The organism is Salinisphaera sp. LB1, from assembly GCF_003177035.1.
In the GTDB taxonomy this organism is placed as follows: Bacteria; Pseudomonadota; Gammaproteobacteria; order Nevskiales; family Salinisphaeraceae; genus Salinisphaera.
The window spans coordinates 1185041-1202928 of the sequence record NZ_CP029488.1; the positions used below are offsets into that span (position 1 = coordinate 1185041).

Annotated in this window: 18 protein-coding genes and 1 pseudogene; 12 read left to right on the plus strand and 7 right to left on the minus strand. The window is 63.2% G+C overall.

What is annotated here, in order from left to right; all coding sequences use genetic code 11:
* Window positions 1-2: 2 nt before the first annotated feature.
* The 3 genes from SALB1_RS05380 to SALB1_RS05390 are packed head-to-tail and all read left to right on the plus strand — an operon-like array spanning window position 3 to window position 4367.
* A complete protein-coding gene (locus SALB1_RS05380) occupies window positions 3-1499 on the plus strand; it encodes a class I SAM-dependent DNA methyltransferase (RefSeq protein ID WP_109992925.1) in 1497 nt (498 codons plus the stop codon).
* The gene (locus SALB1_RS05385) at window positions 1496-3250 is read left to right on the plus strand and encodes a restriction endonuclease subunit S (protein ID WP_109992926.1); all 1755 of its coding nucleotides are present in this window, start codon (window positions 1496-1498) and stop codon (window positions 3248-3250) included. The genes SALB1_RS05380 and SALB1_RS05385 overlap by 4 nt, the downstream gene beginning before the upstream one ends.
* 22 nt (window positions 3251-3272) lie before the next feature.
* Window positions 3273-4367, plus strand: coding sequence for a hypothetical protein (locus SALB1_RS05390; protein ID WP_109992927.1), 1095 nt, complete (start codon window positions 3273-3275; stop codon window positions 4365-4367).
* Between the two features lie 266 nt (window positions 4368-4633).
* On the opposite strand, the gene SALB1_RS05395 is transcribed toward SALB1_RS05390, so the two are convergent.
* Window positions 4634-6367: an FAD-dependent oxidoreductase gene (locus SALB1_RS05395; protein ID WP_370453245.1), complete on the minus strand. Its 1734-nt coding sequence runs from the start codon at window positions 6365-6367 to the stop codon at window positions 4634-4636.
* A 561-nt stretch (window positions 6368-6928) separates the two neighbouring features.
* Window positions 6929-7120: pseudogene (locus SALB1_RS19835) on the minus strand (LysR family transcriptional regulator); the annotation flags it as partial.
* Here SALB1_RS19835 and SALB1_RS18675 point away from each other — a divergent pair.
* The 3 genes from SALB1_RS18675 to SALB1_RS05405 all read left to right on the plus strand — a co-directional run bounded on the left by SALB1_RS18675 (window position 7109) and on the right by SALB1_RS05405 (window position 8591).
* Complete coding sequence (locus SALB1_RS18675; protein WP_145961237.1) at window positions 7109-7312, plus strand: hypothetical protein; 204 nt, start codon at window positions 7109-7111, stop codon at window positions 7310-7312. The pseudogene SALB1_RS19835 and the gene SALB1_RS18675 overlap by 12 nt on opposite strands.
* A 125-nt stretch (window positions 7313-7437) precedes the next feature.
* Window positions 7438-7788: a GFA family protein gene (locus SALB1_RS19840; RefSeq protein ID WP_370453246.1), complete on the plus strand. Its 351-nt coding sequence runs from the start codon at window positions 7438-7440 to the stop codon at window positions 7786-7788.
* A gap of 185 nt (window positions 7789-7973) precedes the next feature.
* The gene (locus tag SALB1_RS05405; RefSeq protein ID WP_109992930.1) at window positions 7974-8591 is read left to right on the plus strand and encodes a LysE family translocator; all 618 of its coding nucleotides are present in this window, start codon (window positions 7974-7976) and stop codon (window positions 8589-8591) included.
* On the opposite strand, the gene SALB1_RS05410 is transcribed toward SALB1_RS05405, so the two are convergent.
* Window positions 8569-9516 carry a LysR substrate-binding domain-containing protein gene (locus tag SALB1_RS05410; protein WP_109992931.1) on the minus strand — a complete coding sequence of 316 codons (948 nt, stop codon included), beginning with the start codon at window positions 9514-9516 and terminating at the stop codon, window positions 8569-8571. The genes SALB1_RS05405 and SALB1_RS05410 overlap by 23 nt on opposite strands.
* A gap of 124 nt (window positions 9517-9640) precedes the next feature.
* On the opposite strand from SALB1_RS05410, the gene SALB1_RS05415 reads away from it, so the two are divergent.
* The 3 genes from SALB1_RS05415 to SALB1_RS05425 all read left to right on the plus strand — a co-directional run bounded on the left by SALB1_RS05415 (window position 9641) and on the right by SALB1_RS05425 (window position 11850).
* Window positions 9641-10105 (plus strand): DoxX family protein, encoded by a 465-nt coding sequence (locus tag SALB1_RS05415; RefSeq protein ID WP_109992932.1) that lies wholly within the window; start codon window positions 9641-9643, stop codon window positions 10103-10105.
* 163 nt (window positions 10106-10268) lie between these two features.
* Window positions 10269-11279, plus strand: a complete 1011-nt coding sequence (locus SALB1_RS05420) for a dienelactone hydrolase family protein (RefSeq protein WP_255414505.1) — start codon at window positions 10269-10271, stop codon at window positions 11277-11279.
* Window positions 11280-11493: 214 nt separating this feature from the next.
* Window positions 11494-11850, plus strand: a complete 357-nt coding sequence (locus SALB1_RS05425; protein WP_109992934.1) for a hypothetical protein — start codon at window positions 11494-11496, stop codon at window positions 11848-11850.
* Window positions 11851-11863: 13 nt separating this feature from the next.
* On the opposite strand, the gene SALB1_RS05430 is transcribed toward SALB1_RS05425, so the two are convergent.
* On the minus strand, window positions 11864-12628 hold the full coding sequence (locus tag SALB1_RS05430; RefSeq protein ID WP_109992935.1) for an SDR family NAD(P)-dependent oxidoreductase: 765 nt from the start codon (window positions 12626-12628) through the stop codon (window positions 11864-11866).
* A 172-nt stretch (window positions 12629-12800) separates the two neighbouring features.
* Between SALB1_RS05430 and SALB1_RS05435 the strand changes: the two genes are divergently transcribed.
* The 3 genes from SALB1_RS05435 (at window position 12801) to SALB1_RS05445 (ending at window position 15157) form a co-directional block, all read left to right on the plus strand.
* Window positions 12801-13217 (plus strand): cupin domain-containing protein, encoded by a 417-nt coding sequence (locus SALB1_RS05435; protein WP_109992936.1) that lies wholly within the window; start codon window positions 12801-12803, stop codon window positions 13215-13217.
* A gap of 125 nt (window positions 13218-13342) precedes the next feature.
* A complete protein-coding gene (locus SALB1_RS05440; RefSeq protein WP_109992937.1) occupies window positions 13343-14206 on the plus strand; it encodes an MBL fold metallo-hydrolase in 864 nt (287 codons plus the stop codon).
* Between the two features lie 69 nt (window positions 14207-14275).
* Window positions 14276-15157: an NAD(P)-dependent oxidoreductase gene (locus SALB1_RS05445; protein ID WP_109992938.1), complete on the plus strand. Its 882-nt coding sequence runs from the start codon at window positions 14276-14278 to the stop codon at window positions 15155-15157.
* A 327-nt stretch (window positions 15158-15484) separates the two neighbouring features.
* Here SALB1_RS05445 and SALB1_RS05450 read toward each other — a convergent pair whose 3' ends face one another.
* The 3 genes from SALB1_RS05450 to SALB1_RS05460 form a co-directional block, all read right to left on the minus strand.
* On the minus strand, window positions 15485-16426 hold the full coding sequence (locus SALB1_RS05450) for an alpha/beta hydrolase (RefSeq protein ID WP_109992939.1): 942 nt from the start codon (window positions 16424-16426) through the stop codon (window positions 15485-15487).
* Window positions 16423-16857 (minus strand): hypothetical protein, encoded by a 435-nt coding sequence (locus SALB1_RS05455; protein ID WP_109992940.1) that lies wholly within the window; start codon window positions 16855-16857, stop codon window positions 16423-16425. The genes SALB1_RS05450 and SALB1_RS05455 overlap by 4 nt, the downstream gene beginning before the upstream one ends.
* 65 nt (window positions 16858-16922) lie before the next feature.
* Entirely contained in the window at window positions 16923-17768 is an 846-nt protein-coding gene (locus SALB1_RS05460) for a YiiX/YebB-like N1pC/P60 family cysteine hydrolase (RefSeq protein ID WP_109992941.1), read from the minus strand.
* Window positions 17769-17888 lie beyond the last annotated feature (120 nt).

Here is a 17888-nt window from a genome sequence, read left to right on the forward strand (position 1 = left end):
TCATGTCCATAAGCACGACCGTCAAATCCATCCAGGACATCATGCGCAAGGATGTCGGCGTCGACGGGGACGCCCAGCGCATCGGCCAGCTCGTGTGGATGCTCTTTCTCAAGATCTACGATGATCGCGAGAAGGAGTGGGAAACCTTCGACGACGACTACCGCTCGCCGCTGCCGGAGCACCTGCGCTGGCGCAACTGGGCGGCTGACCCGGAAGGCGATACCGGCGAAAAGCTCAAGGCCTTCGTCGACAATACGCTATTCCCCGGGCTGCAGAACCTGCAGGCCCAGGGCAACGATTACCGCGGCCTGGTCATCCGCAATGTCTTCGAGGATGCCTACAACTACATGAAGTCCGGCCAGCTCCTGCGGCAGGTCATCAACAAGATTCAGGACGGCGTCGACTTCAACAAATCCAGCGAGCGCCACGAGCTGGGCGATCTCTACGAGCAGATCCTCAAGGACCTGCAAAGCGCCGGCAACGCGGGCGAGTTCTATACTCCGCGCGCCGTGACCGAGTTCATGGTCAACCGCGTCGACCCGAAGCTGGACGAAACCGTGATGGACCCGGCCTGCGGTACCGGCGGCTTCCTCACCGGTGCGATCGAACACAAGCGCCGCAACTACGTACAGACACCGCAGGATGAAGAAACGATCGCAAGCACCATCCACGGCATCGAAAAGAAACCGCTGCCCCACCTGCTCGCGACCACGAACCTGATCCTCCACGGCATCGACACGCCGAGCCAGATTAAGCACGACAACGCCCTGTCCTACCCACTGATCAGCTGGGGCCCGAAACACCGGGTCGATACGATCATCGCCAATCCCCCGTTCGGCGGCATGGAAGAAGACGGCGTCGAGGACAACTTCCCGCAAGCCTTCCGCACGCGCGAAACGGCCGATCTGTTCCTCACCCTGTTTCTGCAACTGCTCAAGAAAGGCGGTCGTGCGGCGGTCGTGCTGCCTGACGGCTTTCTGTTCGGCGAAGGCATGAAAACCCGCCTCAAGGAAAAACTGCTCGAGGAGTGCAACCTGCACACCATCGTTCGCCTGCCCAACGGCGTGTTCAATCCCTACACCGGCATCAAGACCAACCTGATGTTCTTCACCAAGGGGCAACCGACCGAAACCGTCTGGTACTACGAACATCCCTATCCCGAGGGCTATAAGAACTACAGCAAAACCAAACCGATGCGGTTCGAAGAATTCCAGACCGAGATCGATTGGTGGGGCACCGAGGCCGACGGCTTCGCGGCCCGTGTGGAAACCGAACAGGCCTGGAAAGTTTCGATCGACGAGATTCGCGCGCGCAACTACAACCTGGACATCAAGAACCCGTTCCAGATCGAAGAAGAAATCCACGACCCGGACGAACTGCTGGCGCGATACGAACAGCAACAGGCCGAAATGCAGGCCCTGCGCGACGAGTTGAAGACGATTCTGGGCGAAGCGCTGGCGCCTAAAGACGAATCCGAGCAGGCGCGGCGTTCGGCATGAGTGTGGAGCTGCTCATTACCGAGCATCTGGATCTGTGGACGCGGGTAGTTAAGAGCAAGTCGGCCGGCGGGCGTGCTCGCAACGGTGAAGTCGAGACGACCGGGATCAAGAAGCTGAGGGAACTGATTCTCGAGCTTGCAGTGCGCGGCAAGCTTGTAGCGCAGCACGACAGCGACGAACCCGCCCAGACGTTGTTGAAGCGAATAACTGAGAAAAAAGCCCGGCTCCAAGCCGACGGGCAGATCAAAAAAACAAAAGAACTACCAGCGGTTTCTGAAGACGAAGCCAGGTTCGATATACCTTCGAACTGGATATGGACACGGCTTGGCACGATTGCTCAAATCAGCCCAAGGAACAGGGCTGAAGATCAGACAGAAGTATCGTTCATCCCGATGCCACTGATAACGACTTCGCATACCGGCGGACATAGCCAAGAGAAGCGGCAGTGGTCAGCTATCAAAAAGGGTTATACGCATTTCGCCGATGGCGATATTGCGCTCGCAAAGATCACCCCTTGCTTTGAAAACAGCAAAGCGGCTGTCTTTCGAAACCTTCACAACGGTATTGGTGCGGGCACGACCGAACTTCATGTCGCGAGGCCATACGGGTCGACAATCGATCCTTTTTTTATTCTCTACTGTTTGAAATCGCCCGGTTTTCTTATTCGCGGCGAAGCGCGCATGACAGGCACCGCCGGTCAGAAGCGACTACCAAAGGATTTTTTCGCCACGGACCCCATTCCGTTACCGCCACTAGCCGAACAACACCGCATCGTCCAGAAAGTCGACGAACTCATGGCGCTCTGCGACCGGCTGGAGCAGCAGACCCGCGATCAGCACGCCGCTCACGAAACGCTCGTCGACGCCCTGCTCGACACGCTCACGCAATCGCAAGACGCCGATGAACTGGCCGACAACTGGGCCCGCCTCGCCGCCCACTTCGACACGTTGTTTACTTCCGAACAAAGTGTCGAACGCCTCAAACGAAGCGTTATTCAGCTGGCGATTTCTGGTCGGCTAACGAACCAAGCAGGAAATACTGAACCACCTGCTGTTTTATTAGACGCAATAGCGGAACAGCGAGAGTCCCTAGTACAGCTAAATAAGATTCGGAAGCCAGCTCAATCAAGAAGATCATCAAAAAGTGCCGAACTATTCTCGCTTCCAAAAGGGTGGCAGTGGGGCGTGCTAGAAGATCTTTTCGCGATCGTAACTGACGGAGATCATCAAGCCCCTCCCAAATCAGCGTCCGGAATACCGTTTCTAACGATCGGCAACGTAAATACGGGATCGATTAACTTCCACGGCTGCAGGCATGTGCCGTCCGAGTACTACGAATCTCTGGATTGGGCCCGTCGCCCCGGCAAAAACGACCTGTTGTACACGGTAACTGGGTCTTACGGCATCTCTGCACCCGTAACGTCGCATAAGGCCTTCTGTGTGCAACGACATATCGCAATTCTGAAGTCAGTAGACGCTACACCAATACCTTACGTCTTACTTTTTCTACGCAGCCAGCTTGCATTTGACTACGTTGAAAGATCCGTAACCGGTATCGCCCAAAAAACGCTTTCGCTTTCAGCTTTGAGAAAAATGCCTATTCCAATACCCCCACTGGAAGAGCAGGAACGTCTAGTTAAACAGAGCGACAAACTTATGATGCTATGCGATCAAATCAAAGCTCACGTTAAGCAAGCCGGCGAGAGCCGCCGCCAAATGGCCGAAGCAGTCGTCGAACAAGCCATTCATTAATTACGAATCGCTAGCGCTACCTATGGCCATCGAACAAGGCATCTGGAAGATCGGCGACAAGCCGGAGAAGCTCCGGCCGAGCGGGCTGGCCGACGAGTCGCTGCTCGAAGAACAGGTGATGCACGACATCGCCATCCTCGACGCGGACTGGCTACTGATCGGCCGGCAGGTACGGACCGACTTCGACAAGTTTATCGACTTGCTGGCACTGGACGGTGACGGCAACGTCATCATCATCGAACTCAAGCGCAACAAGACGCCGCGCGAGGTCGTGGCCCAGGCGATCGATTACGCCTCGTGGGTCGTCGATCTGGACGCCTCACAGATCGGCGAGATCTATCGCGCGTTCGCGGAGCGCTACGGGCGGGCCCACGATTCTCTGGAGGCCGCCTTCGAACATCGCTTCGGCGTGCCGCTCGATAGCACCGATATTCAGCTCAACAACGCCCATCAACTCGTGGTGGTCGCCACCAAACTGGACGCCAGCACTGAGCGGATCATCAACTACCTAAACGACCACGCCGACATCGCGATCAACGCGCTGTTCTTCGCGGCATTCGAGGACGCCGGCAACCATTACCTGAGCCGGGCGTGGATGATCGATCCGGAGGACAGCCAGAAGCGCGTCATCAGCCGGACGAGCAAACAGCCCTGGAACGGCGAGTTCTATGTCTCGTTCGACCGCGATATGCCCTGGGAGGACGCCCGTCGGCTGGGGTTCATCGCCGGCGGTGGCGCCCTGTGGTATTCACGCACCCTGGACCTGCTGTCTGAAGGCGATCGCGTATGGGTCAATATTCCCGGCACCGGCTATGTCGGCGTCGGCCATGTCACCGGCGAGCGCTGCCGCGCCGACCAATACGAATTCGACACCGCCGACGGCCCGCGCACACTGGATCAAATGGAACTGAGCGAGACTTATTCGGACCTGGATGCCAACGCCGACGATGAACACGCCGAATATGTGGTGCCGGTGGCGTGGGAAAAGACGGTGGATAGGGCCCACGCCGTCAGCGAGTCCGGCCTGTTCGGGAATCAGAACACCGTCTGCAAACCCAAGACACCGAAATGGGACCACACCGTGAAACGGCTCAAGCACGCCTGGCACATCAGTTGAAAAGCCGGGTTTCGGCGCTGATCTGGCGTCGGCCCGCAACTCCCCCTCGTGGAGAAAACGCTCGGCGCGCCCTCACGGATGGGGCGTTTTCGGTGAACATTGACACGCCCCCGTCGCGATGACGCATCGATGGGCGGCTCGGGCTATAGCCTCGGCGTCATCCATCGGTGCCGAAGCGCAGCGATCGCCACGCTAATAAGGCGATTCGCGATTTCGTTTACTTAGCTCGTTGCTAATTAAACAAGCTTCACTGGCAGACAGCGTTGTTACCAGTTCAACGTCTCGAACCCATGCTCGCGCTCGCGGGCAGCGTTGGCGGCGTCGGTCGCGTCGGGCGCATCATCCGCTGCGGCCTGGCCGGAGGACGGGTCCTTGGCGATGCCATTGACCACCGGGTGCTCGCGGAAGTATTCGTCGAAGCGCATCCTGGCGTCGTCGCCGAACAGGATCTCACAGGCTTCGAGCAGGCCGGCGGAGTTCTTGATGGTTTCCTGGCGGGAGACGAGGCTGATCTTGGAGCGGCGGCGTAGGAAGTCCTCGAGTTTGGTGATCATCTCGCGGCGGGCCGCCTGGCGGACTTCGGCGCGGATGTATTCGGTGCCTTCGATGAGGATTTCGGCCTGGCGCGGGTCTTCGCGGATATTTTCCAGAATGCCGATGGCATGGCCGGCGTAGCGGCGCCAGAGCCGCGTGGACAGCGGTTCGGACGAGGCCGGGTCGGTGTAGCCGTCGAGGTTCATGAGCCGGGCCTGATGGAAGAATTCGTCGCGCACGGAATCCACCGGCTCGCCGTACCAGCGATATTTCGGGTAGCGGACTTCGATGCCCATCCGTTTCACCAGATCGGTGATTTCGTTGCCGACGTTCACGCAATCGGTGAGCTTGCCACCGAAGATGCTGATGTAGCCCTGTTCAATGTCGGAATCGATCTCGTGCTTGCGGGAGAGTTGCAGGAAATCGCGATCCTGGCCGCCGCTGTTTTCCACTGCCAGCGGGCGCACGCCGCAGCGGGTGGCGATGATGTCGTCGCGATCCAGCGGTTTATCCAGCGCCAGCCGGGCGTTGATGTTGTCCAGTACGAAGTCGATGTCTTCGTCGGTGATGGCGGCGTGCGGGTCGTCGGTGCGCGTGTCGGTGGTGCCGATACAGGTGCGGTTGCCCATGGGAATGGCGAAGAACAGACGGCCGTCTTCGTCGAAGAAGGCCAGCACGCGCTTGTTGGGCGTGAGCCGGTCGACGATCAGATGAACGCCTTTCGAGAGCACGTGGCTGTGCTCGGTCTTCTTATCGGTCGACTGGTTGTATTGATCGGCCAACGGGCCGCAGGCGTTGATGAGTGTGCGGGTTTTCGCGGTGAATTCCCGGCCGGTCATCACGTCGCGCAGCTGCACGGTCCAGATGCCGTTCTCGCGCGTTGCACCCGTGGATTCAACGTAGTTGGCGGCGGCGCAGCCGCTGTTCATGGCTAGCCGCACGAAGTTGAAGACAAACCGTGCGTCGTTGTCGTGCAAGTAAGCGTCGGAATATTCGAAGCAGCCGACGGCCGGCCGGGTATCGATGACCGGTTCTTCTTTATTGACCTGCTTGAGCGACGGCAACCGCGGAATCTTCGTGAAGCAGTTGCCGAAGAACCAGTACAGCCAGGTGCCGGCCCAGAGCACCAGCGGATGCCAGCGGAAACCCTTGGTGATCGTGGTCAGGAAACGGATTTCCTGCACGGTGGACGGGTAATGCTTGATCAGGTGATTGCGCGACACACACAGCTCGCGCACGAGCTTGAAGTCGTACGACTCCATGTACTTGATGCCGCCCCATATCAGGTTGGACGACCACATGCTGGTCATACCGGCAAAGTCGCCCTGGTCGATCAGCGCGGTCTTGACGCCCTTGCCCGACAGTGCTGCCGCGCTGACCGCACCGTTGATGCCCCCGCCGACGATGAGTGCGTCGTAGACGTCTTCGCTGGCGAGTCTTTCGATATTGCTTTCACGTAACTGCATCTGCGTCAATCTCCCTAGCCGAGCACGATCCGCGTGTCGGAGAAAAAGCAGCGGCAAGCAGCCGCGCCCGATATTTCCACCATACCGACCATACCGCCCTACCCACGATTTCCGATGCAGCGACCCCGCTTCGCACCGGCGCAGCCGCGAGACCGGGGCGGTTTCTGTCGTCACGCCAGCCGATAGTAGGCCTGGATCTTCGGGCCCAGCCAGTCCATGAACCCCCGCACGCGGCGCCACAGATTGGGCCGATACGGGTAGACGAACGAGATCGGCATCGGCTCGGCGCGGTGGCAGGGCATCACCTCGATCAGTTCGCCGGCGTCCAGCAACCACTGCACGCCGGCGCGCGGCACCTGGATCAGCCCCAGCCCGGCCCGGCATCGGTATACGCACCGTACTGTTCACCGTAATCACGCCCGGCAGCGGCAGATGATGCGTCTGTCCGTCGCTGACGTATTTCCGGCGTGGCAGCGGCTCGCCGAGGCCGAGGCACGGCACGTACTGCACGACGCGATGGCCGTTTTCGAGATCGGCCGGGGACCGCGGCGTGCCATGGCGCGCCAGATAACCCGGACTGGCACAGTTGACGATCACCATATCGCCGAGCGGCCGGGCAATGAGCTGGGCGTCCCGCACGCGACCGCCGCGTACCGGATCGGCCGGTCCGTCATTGACCGACAGTTCGAGTTCCAGGCCGGGATGGGCGGCGAGCAAGCCGGGCCATTCCGGGATCAGCAGATGACGCGCCATCGCATGGCCGACATCGACCCGCAACAGGCCCGACAACGCGTTATGCCTGTGCTCGAACAGGGTTTCGATCTCATCGAGATCATCGAGCCATTCGCGGCCGCGATCGAGCAGCGCTTGGCCATGCTACTGTCCGATGACGCGCGCTGGATCGACGGCGAGCGCATCGAGGCCGCGGGCGGCATGTGGCTTTGATTGAGCCAGGCGACCGTAACCAAACGTTAGGCGTCAGTAAGGACTGAGAGGAGAAAAACTTGAATACAATAGATGTGCATTGCCGTTGCGGTAAAATTGACCTGGAGATCACCGGGCAACCGGTCGTGCAAGCCTATTGTCACTGTGATGATTGTCGAGCAGCTCATGGTGCCGCATATGTTGCATCATCCGCTTACCCTGCAACAGCGGTTAGAGTGGTTCACGGAACGCCCACTCCTATTGTGGTGAAGACGACTCAAAGAATGCGTTGCGAGACTTGCGGCACCCATCTTTTTTCGGAGATCCCGAGAATGGGTCTTCGGAGCGTGAACGCGTTTCTATTGCCAAGTAAGGAATTCAATCCAAAGTTACACGTTCAATGTCAGCACGCAGTGCTCCCTATAGTAGATAATTTACCCCACTTCAAGGATTTTCCATCTGAAGGTGGCGGTTCCGGTGAGCTGGTAGATTGGTAATGATCGCCCAACAAGGCGCTGCACCTGACCGCTTTACCGCTGCGCTCCAAAGCGGCCGGTGAGCTTTGGCGTTCGACGATATCGCCCCACCCTGCCAACTCAGCGCTAACGCTCGGCTGGAACACATTCTCCCGGCGCCATCCGCGCCTAAGCATCGTTCGTTCGATGAGAAACCGGGCCGAGCCATGCATCAGTTCATAGCCCTCGGCAGCCTCTGGCTGCTGGCGGCGATATCACCGGGGCCGAATTTCGTGCTGGTGGCGCGTACCGCCGCCCGCCATCGCGCCCGGGCGAGCCTGTTCGCGGTGGCGGGCATTGCCTCGGCCACGCTCGTCTGGGGGCTGGCCGGCGCTCTGGGTATCCGCGGCCTTTTTCTGGCCGCGCCCTGGGCTTATATCGGCCTGAAACTTGTCGGCGGCGCTTATCTGATCGGGCTCGGCCTCGCTATGCTGCGCGCCTCGACCCGCCCCGGCGACGGCCCGCCGAGGGCTCACGACCAGCCTGCGGCGCGCGCACTGTTTCGCACCGGATTGATCACCAATCTGGCCAATCCCAAGACCGCGGTATTCGTATCCAGCCTGTTCGCCACCGTCATGCCGCCGCAGGCCTCGATCGGCTGGAGTCTGGCGGCCGTCGTGATGATGGCCCTGATCTCGGCGAGCTGGTACGCGGTTGTCGCGTTGGTTCTGAGCCGGCCGCCGGCGCTGGCGCTGTTCAGCCGGGTCCGCACGGCGTTCGACCGGCTCGTGGGCATCGCACTGGCCGGTTTCGGCACCCACCTCATTCTGTCGAACGCCCGCTAACCTCGCCCGCCGGGGGCCGGCGGGCGAAATCGCTCGGTCCGATGGATTCGGCCAGAAAATCCAGCAGCGCGCGTACCGCCGGCAACTGGCCGCGGCGCGAGGCGAACACGGCGTGCAGCAGCTTGTCGGGCGGCGCCCAGCCGGCGAGCACATTGACCAGCCGGCCGGCGGCGAGATCGTCGCCGACGAACAGCATCGGCAGCTGCGCCACGCCCAGACCGTCGAGTGCCGCCCGGCGCAGGGTCGACATATCGTCGGTCACCAGCCGCGGCCGGTAGGCGATCTCGCAACGCAGGCCGGCGGTGTTCTCTAGATACCAACAATAACGGCCATCCGGGCGGCTTTCGCTCAGCGCCGGCCAGTCGACGCGCTCGGGCGCTGTGGCGCGGCCCGGCAGATGCGCCACCAACTCTGGGGCGCCGATCAACCGATGCGGGCTGGCCGCGATCGCGCGCATGTTCAGATCGCTGTCGGCCAACGGTGTCGTCCGCACGCGCAACGCCACATCGAAACCTTCACGCACGGGATCGACCGGTCGCGCCACCGCCTCGATCTCCAGGTTGACTTCGGGATAACGGGCCAGAAAGGCCGAGATCAACGGCGCCAGCCGCAGATACAACAGCCCCGGCGGGCAACTCAGGCGAACCGTGCCGCGCGGCTGGGCCTGGCTTTGTTCGACGGTCTCGAACGCGGAGCGCGCGGCATCCAGCATGGTGCGGCAATGCGCATGGAAGGCCTCGCCGATCGGCGTGAGCGAGATGCCGCGCGTGTCGCGGTTGACCAGTCGCACGCCAAGCCGTATTTCGAGTGCGGCAACCCGCCGACTCAGCTTGGATTTGGGTTGTTTAAGCGCGCGGGCCGCGGCCGAAAAGCCGCCATGTTCGACTACACGCGAAAAATAGAACAGATCATCCAGATCATGCACGCATCGTTCTCCAAATAGAACGCCGTGTTGAGATTATGCCGGCTTCCGGTCGCAGCGTCGTGCGCTTAACTTGAGGGGCTCCGGCGGCGCTGCCGGCCCACCCACCACCGCAACGAGGCCTGCCATGAACAACTGGCTACTGCATAAACCCCATTTCCAGGATCCGCTGCTGCTCGCCGCGCGCGTACTCATCGCCTGGCTGTTCGTGCTCTTCGGCTGGGGCAAGCTGGTCGGCTTCGCCGGCACCGTGGCCTACATGCAACACACGGGCGCCCCCTTGCCGGCGCTCGCCGCAGTGATTGCCGTCATAATGGAAGTACCGGTGGCGCTTGCCATTGCATTCGGCGCGGCGACCCGCCCGCTGGCGCTGCTGATGGCGCTTTATACATTGGGCACTGCGCTCATCGGCCATCCCTACTGGACCATGACCGGCGCCGACCACTACGCCAACGAAATCAACTTCTACAAGAACATCGCAATCATCGGCGGCCTGCTGGCGCTGTACGTCGCCGGCCCGGGGCGCTTCGCGGTCGATGCCTGGCTCAGCCGACGGAGCGCGGCATCGCACCGGACCACGCCCCCGGCCTGAGCCACACTGCCCCGTCGAGACCACCGCGGGCCCCACAGGCCCGCGCGGTCGTTGCAGAATGCCGGTGCATGGGCCAGGGCCTGTTGCCGTTTCGTGCGAGTCCGCGCCAAGCGCTTCCTGAAAAATTACTTGGGGGGCGGCAAGACGAGGCGTAGTGCGCGCCGTGCAGTCACTCTGCACAAGCGGGCTACAACGCTGGATTGCCGTCGTATTGTTGATATGTTGGGCGCTTGTCCCGAAGGGTTGGGCCGCCCAAAAAATTGACTATGGGCGCCCGGCGGCGTTGCAAGTCTTGATCGTGGCACGCCACGATCGGCGACTCGCGCCTTGCCGGACACGATTTGCGGTCTCCAAAACGGCGCTCGCACGAAACGGCAACAGGCCCTATAACCCACGTGATGCCACTCATTTCATTCGGAGTTTACCCATGAGCCGCGCAATCGATATCAACGCCACCGACGGCTCGATCGACGCCCACATCTTCACGCCCGACGATGCGAACGGCGCCCTGCCCGCTGTCGTGCTGTTCACCGACATCGGCGGCTTGCGGCCCTGCTATCACGACAAGGCCCAGACCATCGCCGACGATGGCTATGCGGTGCTCATGCCCAACATCTACTACCGCGACGCCGTGGGCTCGGTGGTGCCCGAAGGCAAATCGTTTCGCGACGAAGACGTCCGGCCGACGCTGTTCGAATATGCCGGCCGCCTGACGCCGGAAGCTCAGACCCGTGACTTCGCGGCGCTGGTCGCCGCGATCGACGCCGAACCCGAATTCGACGGCAGCCGTATCGGCGTCGTCGGCTATTGCATGACCGGCGGCTTCGCCCTGCGCATGGCGGCAGCCCATCCTGAACGCGTAGCCGCGGCCGCCGGCTTCCATTCGGCCCGGCTTGCCGTTGAGGGCGACGAAAACAGCCCGCTCGGCGTGGTCGACCGGATCAGGGGCCGTGTCTATCTGGGCCACGCCGACGGCGATGAACTGATGCCGCCGGAACAGATCGGCCGGCTCGATGCCGCCATGGCGGCGGCCGGCGTGGACTTCACCACCGAACTGTACAAGGGCGCCGGCCACGGCTACACCGCGTTCGACGCGCCGGTCTACAACGAAGCCGCCGACGCCCGTCATTACAAGCGCTTGTCGACGTTATTCGAGGAAACGCTGGGCGGCTGAACGACCCCGGCGCCGCGTCGGGCCCCCAGCCTGCCATCCGGGTTTCACGACCGATAAAGACTCGAATCCGGCCGGTCGCGCACAGCGCCGACCGGCCGCCAAGTCGGCGGCGAAAATAAAACGTGTCTTTTACCGGGAAACAGTATTAACTATGCCGCCCCGGGGCCGTTATTACGCACGATCGACGGCTTTGTGTGGGTTCTCTGAGGCAGAGATGACAAGCGTATTGGTGGTGGTCGGCGTTCTGATCGCGCTGCGATTCCTCATGGTTCGGCGTAACCGCGCGACCCGGATGAAGTATTTGCGTGAAAACGCGGCGCGCCTGACCTATGACGAAGCACGCCAGCGCTATCACGCGTATTGCCACAATCTGGGCTCGCGTCCGTCCGACCCGCTCCACCGCCGGCGGCTTCGGGATGCCGAGGCCGACATCGAGCAGGCCGAGTTCTATTACGAGCGCATGATCGAACTGGAGACCGGCCATGCCGGGCCCGCCGTGCGTCTTTCGATTCGGCCCACACTGCTGGGCCTGTACAAGGCTGGAGCGGCCCGGCGGCTGCCCCAGCCCTGAGCACCTGCCGCGGCTAGCGACCGCCGGACACGGTCACTGATTCGCCGGTCACGAACGAAGCGCGGTCCGAGACCAGCCAGGACACGGCGTCGGCAATTTCTGCCGGCTTGCCGAGCCGGCCCATCGGCACCACGGTCTCGGCCGCCTCGCGTAGCTCGTCCGGCGGCATGTCGGTATCGATGATGCCGGGGGCCACGCCGGTAACGCGGATGCCCTCGTCCGCCACCTCCTTGCCCAGACCGAGGATGAAAGTCTCCATTGCGCCCTTGCTGGCGCCATAGGTGGCCAGACCGCCGGCGCCCCCGGAATGGGCCGCCACCGACGACATGATCACGATCGCCCCGCCCTGGCCGCCGTGACGGGTCGAAAGACGGCGTACCGCGGCCTGCGCGCAGGCGATCGGCGCCACGGCGTTGACCCGGAACACGTCCTCGATATTGCCCAGGCTTTGTTCATCCACGCGCCGGGCCTCGCCCGTGACGCCCGCATTGGCAACCAGGACGGACAAGCGGCCGAGCGCCGCTTCGGCCTCGCCGATCCGGTCGTCGATGCTGTCGAGTTCACTGACATCGACATGAACCGCCTCGGCCGTGCCGCCGGCGTCACGAATCGCGGCCACCACCGACTGCGCAGCGGCTTCGTTGTGCCCGTAGCCCACGGCCACGGCATAGCCGTCGGCGGCCAGTTGCCGGCAGATGGCGGCCCCGATGCCGCGCGAGCCGCCCGTAACAAAGGCCATCCCGGCCGCCTTGCCAGATTTCGATACCGAATCACTCATCGGATTTCTCCTGCGATACAAACCATGGCCGGCAGATTCGCACGACCCGCGTTCGTGGCCGATATGCCGGCCCTCTTCCCGATATCGGTAGCATCCGACTTGATCGTTCGCAACGCCAGGCTGGTTGATATCCTCTAGAATCGGCATCCCGGACAGTCGAGCAAGGGCCGATATGAGCGCAATCGATCAACCCACCTGTCGCGTCGTACGCGCCGGCGACACCATCACCGGCAAGCAGGCACTGGACTACAACGTGGGCGTGTCCGCCGAATCGGTGGGCGCGACCGGCATTCATATGCAGATCGTGACCATTCCGCCCGGCGCCCGCGCCAGGGCGCACAAGCACGAACACCACGAAACGGCAATCTACGCGCTCGAAGGCGTGTCGCACTGCTGGTACGGCGATCATCTCGATCAGCACGCCGTCGTCGAGCCGGGCGATTTCTTCTATATCCCGGCGAACGTGCCGCACCTGCCCTACAACCCCAGCGACAGCGAAACCGCCCGCGCGGTGATTGCGCGCACCGATCCAAACGAGCAGGAAAGCGTGGTGCTGATGCCGGAGCTGGAGACCGACGCCGTCAAGTAGTGCGGGACGATGACGGCGTGAGCCGATCACCGGCGCCGTAAAATGCATGGTCTGGCCGGGTGTTGTAGCGTGGAACCCATCATCCACAACTGATCGGCCCGCAATCAAACGGCCGATCCCGCTTCATGAGCACAACCCAACCCGCCAACGTGCACCAACTGCGCATCGGCGATTTTGTTCTCACCACCCTGCTCGATGCCCAGATGGAGGCCAGCTTCGCGCTGCCGCGGAACATCGACGAAAACGAGGTGCGCCGACTGCACGCCGAAAGCCGGCGCCCGACGCCGCCGCGCATCACCCTCAATGCTTATCTGCTGGACACCGGTACGCAGAAGATCCTGATCGACACCGGCCTCGGCGGCCTGGCCGGCGATGCCGGTCCCTATCTGCTCGAAAATCTGCAAACAATCGGGGTGACGCCGTCGGCAATCGACACGGTGCTGATCACGCACATGCACCCGGATCACGTCGGCGGCCTGATCGATGCCGACGACAACGCGGTGTTTCCGCAGGCCACCGTGCTGGTACCGACCGGCGAGCTGGATTACTGGGGCGGCGAGATTCCCGAGGACGTCTCCGACGCCCAGCACGGCCAGTTCCAGGCCGCCCACCGCGTGATTGCCGCAGTCGGCGCGCAAATGCAGCATCTGGAAGGTACCGCGGTGCTGCCCGGCATCACGCGCGTGCCGTTGCCAGGGCATACGCCCGATCATTCCGGCTATCGCATCGAATCCGGCCACGATCGTATCCTGCTGTGGACCGACATCGTGCATATGCCGCAGATTCAGTTCCCCTGCCCGGATGCGGGCGTGGCCTTCGATACCGATGTCGCACAGGCGCGCGCGACGCGCCACGCCATCATGGCCGAGCTGGCCGAGTCGCAGGAACTCGTCGGCGGCCATCATCTGGATTTTCCCGGCATCGGCTATGTCGTGACCGACGGCGAGGGCTATCGCTTTCTGCCGCATGTGTGGCAACCCACGATCTGAGCACTCGGACGTCACTCATTCATTCCGGCGGCGCGCAGCGCGCGGCGCTATATAACACAGGATCAAATCATGAAAATCGGATTCATCGGACTCGGCGCCATGGGGCGCGCCATGGCCACCAATCTCATCAACGCGGATTTCGACGTCACGGTCTGGAACCGCAGCACCGACAAGTGCCAGCCGCTGGTCGAAGCGGGCGCGACGCAGGCCGATTCGCCGGCCGACTGCGCCACGGCGGACGTGTTGATCACCATGCTGGCCGACGATGCCGCGCTGGCGGCCGTGGTCGAAGAGCACGGGCTGATCGAGGCCATGGGCGAGAACACCGTGCATGTGAACATGGCCACCGTCTCGGTCGCGACTGGCCGCGACATGGCGGCCCGTCATCAATCCGCTGGCCGGGCCTATGTCGCCGCACCGGTGCTCGGCCGGCCGGACATGGCCAAGGCGGCCAAGCTGCAGATCCTGGCCGCCGGGCCGGACGCAGCCATCGAGACCGCGCGTCCGGCGCTGGAGACGATGGGGGCGAAGGTCTGGCCGGCCGGCGATGAGCCCTACCGGGCCAACGTCATGAAGCTGGCGACCAACTACATGCTCATGTCGGCAGTGGAAACCATGGGCGAGGCTGCCGCACTCACCGCCAAATACGGCATCGAACCCGGTGATTTCCTGGAGATCGTGACCAGCTCGGTATTCGCCGCCCCGGCCTACCAGGCTTATGCCCCGGCGATGAGCAAGCGCGAGTACGACAACCCGGAAGGCTTCAAGCTGGCACTCGGCGCCAAGGATGTGGATCTCGCCCTGGCCGCAGCCCACGCCGAACAAGTGCCCATGCCCATGGGCGCCACCGCGCGCGAGCGCCTGGCCGAGGCAATGGCAGCGGGCGACGGCGACAAGGACCTGTCGGCGCTGGCCGAAGTCTCACGCCGCGGCGCGCATCTGGACGACTGACCCCGAGCCACGCCCCGGCCTGTCATCACCGCCGGGGCGTGGGCGCACAGTGCAGGCGTCGGCGTGGACCGACGCCTGCCTGTCCAGGCAGCCCGGTCGCGGGCTTCATGACCGGCCGCACCGGCAACCTGCCGGACACTATTCCCGCGGCTTTTGGCAGCGAGGATGGGGAATTGCTGGGCCGAAGCGCGCCCTCGCTTGCCTCATGATTCCAGCAGTCGCCGATAAGTCTCGTTGCCACGCCTTACCCGGTACGGGCAACCACTCGAAATGCCGGGCGCGAACTGATGCTGCAGGACCCGGGCAGGCAGCGACCGCGTGCTGGGCCTACCCGTCGAGAAACGCAGCGACCTGGTCGAATAACACATGCCGCCGATGCTCAAGCAGTGCGAAGTGGCTGGCATGGGCGATCTCGATGTAGCATTTTTCCTTTGTGCCCAATGCATCCAGCAGCGCCATGCCGTCGGCCCGCGTGGCCGTGGTGTCGGCGCCACCGCGAATCACGAGGGTCGGCACCTGGATGCGGGCGGCGTCGTAGCGCGGCCGCCCATTGAAAGCTGACCACAGATCGAGCAGCACGCCGTTGGGCGCACGCACGACATCGCCCGGTTCATCGGCCCGCATGGCTTCGAACCAGGCCGTCAGCACCGCCGGATCGCGCCAGGCATCGGCCCGAGCCGCGGTGATCTGGGCCGCCCAGCGGGCGTCGGCCTGGGCCTGCGACTCGGTCCGGTAGGCGCCGAGCCGGCGCAAGCGATTGGGCTGGCCCGGCTCCGAAAGCCAATCGACCCAATCCGGGTTGTTCGTGCCGTAGACCGGAGCGAACAGCACCAGCCGGCGGACCGCCGAATCCCCGGCCGCGATGTGGCAGGCCGTGGTCATCGTGCCCCATGACCAGGCCACGACATCGACCGAAACCACCCCGGCGCGACGCTGAATTTCGGCGATCGCGTCAGCGATGTCGCGGGCCGCATCCTCTGCCCGGCAGAACGGCGCACCGGCCTCGGGCGGCTCAGCCATGCAGTCCGGCCGGGTCGAGCCACCGTAACCCCGAACATCCAGCGCGTACGCGTCGTAACCATCGGCCACGGCCCGCGTCATCCAGCTGGCGCCGGGCACATCGAACATCACGCCGGGGTAGGTCGCACCGTGGACGAACAGCACGGCGCGACCGGCGTGGCCCGGCCGTCCGACCGCGGTCGCCTCGCGCAGACACAGGGTAGCGCCTGGTTCGGCGCTGCTGGAAATATCGAGACGCGTTGCAGTCATCGCGGAGCTCGTTCGTCCTGGCCGTCGCAATCGATCGCCTGGGCGCGCCTGGCGACGCTGTTGGCTACGAACGCGCCGCGCTCACCCATTGGCTTGTTGCCGCTGACCGTAATGTACTCGGCGGCCTGGAACGCGAGCCGGGCATTGATCTCGCCGCCGACCCGCATGATGACAACGGTGCGGTAGAACCCGACCAACACCACGGCGCCAAGCAAGCCGCAAGTCGTCGCACAGGTGTTCGATAGCCGTACACATATCGAGATCACCCACGAGCTCAGGATGCAGAACACGGTGTTGGCGGAAACGGCGTGGCACACACGCAGGCGCCTGTCGTTCCAGCCCATCACCGGCATGTCCGCGCCACGCTCCGGGCGATCCTCGCGGGCGGCCGGACTGGATGCGACGTAATTCGCGTTGCGGCGATACACCATGGTTTTCGATCACGAAACCCCTCGTATGAGTATACGCAATCAGCGGCACCCGCCTCGCCGACGCGCTATTTGATCGATCGGCGGCCGGCCACTGGGCGCGAGGCGCGCGGTGCGTCGTCATCCCAGGTCAAATCGCGGTACCGAGCGACGTCGTCGCCGAAAAACGGGTATTTGATGATGTCGAAATACGGCGAATAATCGAAATCGCGCGGCGTGATCAAGCGCCCATTGCGGCGCACGAATATCATCTCGCCGCGCTCACCGCGATGAATGGTCGGCAGGATCGGGTAATGGACGCTGGCAAACGCGTTGGCCAGCAGCGTCGAACAAATCGCGCGGATCATGTCGCCGTGGCCGGCCTCGAACAGAGTCGACCGCCAATGCCGCGGCAACACACCATAGGGCAGGAAGAAACGCAGCAGGTCGAAGATCTGCCGCATGTCGTAGGGCGTGCCATAGCGCGCACAGGCATAGGCCGTCACGGCCGCACGATCGGCCGCGGACATGTCGCGCGGCCGACAAATACGCAAATGCTCGCCCCGATAACGGTCCAGCGGCGATACGCGCACCCCGTCGCCCATCTCGGCCTCGAGCAGCACCTGGGTGTCGGCGGGCCAGCCGGCATTCTCTATAGCGCGCCGTACACCGCGATCCACCACCGCATCGGCGCGACCGATGTACAGCGCCGCATGACTCCAGGAGCTGAGCGTTACGGTCTGGATCACGCCGGCCACACGGCTGCGGCCCGCGACCAGCACCACATCGGCCGGACGCAGTTGCTCGCTCAAACGCTGGAAGTCGGTACGCGGCGCCGGCCGGGGCTCCACGTCGGTCGCCAGCCAACGGCTCACCCAGCGCGCCAGCCGTTCGCGCCAGCCCGGACCGTTGTTCTGTCCCGCCGCCTCGCTCATATTGTCAGTTTAGTACGGACGCGGCGGCGCCACGACTGGACGATCGGACGAGGCGCGCGGCCCCGGGAACGCGCGAGGCGACCGCGCGGTAGCCGCATAATGACGTATTTGGCCGCACAA